1 protein-coding gene is annotated in these 1,658 nt (G+C 36.6%); it reads right to left on the reverse strand.

The window, feature by feature from the left end; all coding sequences use genetic code 11:
- Positions 1-180: 180 nt before the first annotated feature.
- Positions 181-1,098: a DUF2971 domain-containing protein gene (locus Q0940_RS16990; protein ID WP_299271128.1), complete on the reverse strand. Its 918-nt coding sequence runs from the start codon at positions 1,096-1,098 to the stop codon at positions 181-183.
- Positions 1,099-1,658 lie beyond the last annotated feature (560 nt).

Here is a 1,658-nt window from a genome sequence, read left to right on the forward strand (position 1 = left end):
AAATAACTATTAAAGGCTTAAAAGATTAAGAGGGATCAGTGTTTTTAACTTGACGTGGGGAGTCATACCAACGCCTCGTTAAGAGGCAAATAATTGTTGGCTAAAATAAGCGACGCAGGAGCAAAAGCCAACTGTTATTTGTCCTGCTTTAACGACTTGTTAGTTTTCGTTTTAATTATACTACTTTCGTAATTTTCCCATCGATTTCATATAGCTATCTAACTGTCCCATCGAGCTCAACATTCTAAAAGGGTTACTTCTAGCTGCATCCTCTTCATGAGCCTCAGTGATACTACACCATGGGCATAATTCACTTTCAACTACTAGAGGTTCAGAACAATTTTGACAAGTACAGTTCGATAACGAGATGTTGGAGTCAGCAAATATGAAGGAATCTTCGGACTCATCCCGCATATAAGGTTTAGGATGACTTTTTCCAATAATTAGCTCGTACCATGTTAAGTCATTTTCTTCTGCAATCTCTTGAGCCATTTGAACTTTTTGCTCTGGAAATTTAGAGCCTACAATTATTGCAGTAACTAATTCAGTTGGAATATAAAGAATGTCATTACCTGCGATTTTCTCTGTTACATTTTTCATATCCACAAATCTACATTCTTGTTCATATTCCCATTCGTCATACTTGGTAAAATATGATTCTACAAAAATGAATTCTTGCAACTCATATGCATAGCGAGGCTTTTTCAATACAGCCGCTCTTTGTAATATCTTTTTTAAGTTTTCATGTGGTGCGTTTCTATATGAAACGTCCCAAATGGGGTTACCTTCGAAGTGTTTTTGTAATTCGTCCAAGTCAAATTCCAAAACGAAGCCAGAATGATTATTTGCATAATGAGCCCACATAGGCGAAACGATAGGAGACTTAGAGAAGCAGGTTGTAGGACTTTGTGATATTTCTGAAATTATATCGTTATAAAACGCTAATTGGTCAGCTGGGGTATTTAAATCCATGCCAAGAAAAAGTTCGTAAGGATCATTATAGTCTTTCGGTAAAGAGCACTTAACACCACAAAAACCTTCTTTTTGAAAAACCAGTTCAATTACATCGCTAGAAAAGTATTTATAAATTTTGGGCATTCGAATTGATCATCCATGTACGAGAGAAAACTAACAATTTAATCAGAGGACGATTGCCTAAGTTTCTGACAACGTCGTTCCTCTTATTTATTTCCACTATTAATATCAAACCTCTACAACGTTTACCACACCTTTGTTACGTAACGACTCAGTTTTTTGTGATCCCCCAAGGATGGGCATTGTTCCTGTTTTCTTGACTTGGTAGGAAACTCATTAAAGCTGTATGTAAATACAGTTATTAAAAAAGAGTATAATGAAAACAAGATCGCCACTTTTAAACTTCTAACAAAAAGCGAACCGTCAGGTTCGCCCTTCTTTTAATCTTGGCTCTTGCCCTACCTCCCGCTTCAAAATATCTGTATTCAATATAACTTTTCTCAAATCAAGCTGGCATGGATGCCAGATTGAGGAAAGTATTCATGGACGAATGTTTTTCCGTATTTGATGATAAAAGTTAGTATTTAATACAAAGTAATATTTTGGTACGGGCGGCCTTTTTCGCCTACCTTTTTTGGCTGTTGAAAAAAGGTATGGTCGCCGAGAGGCGAAACCAGTGGTGA

Source organism: uncultured Psychrosphaera sp. (genome assembly GCF_947500655.1).
Taxonomy (GTDB): Bacteria; Pseudomonadota; Gammaproteobacteria; order Enterobacterales; family Alteromonadaceae; genus Psychrosphaera.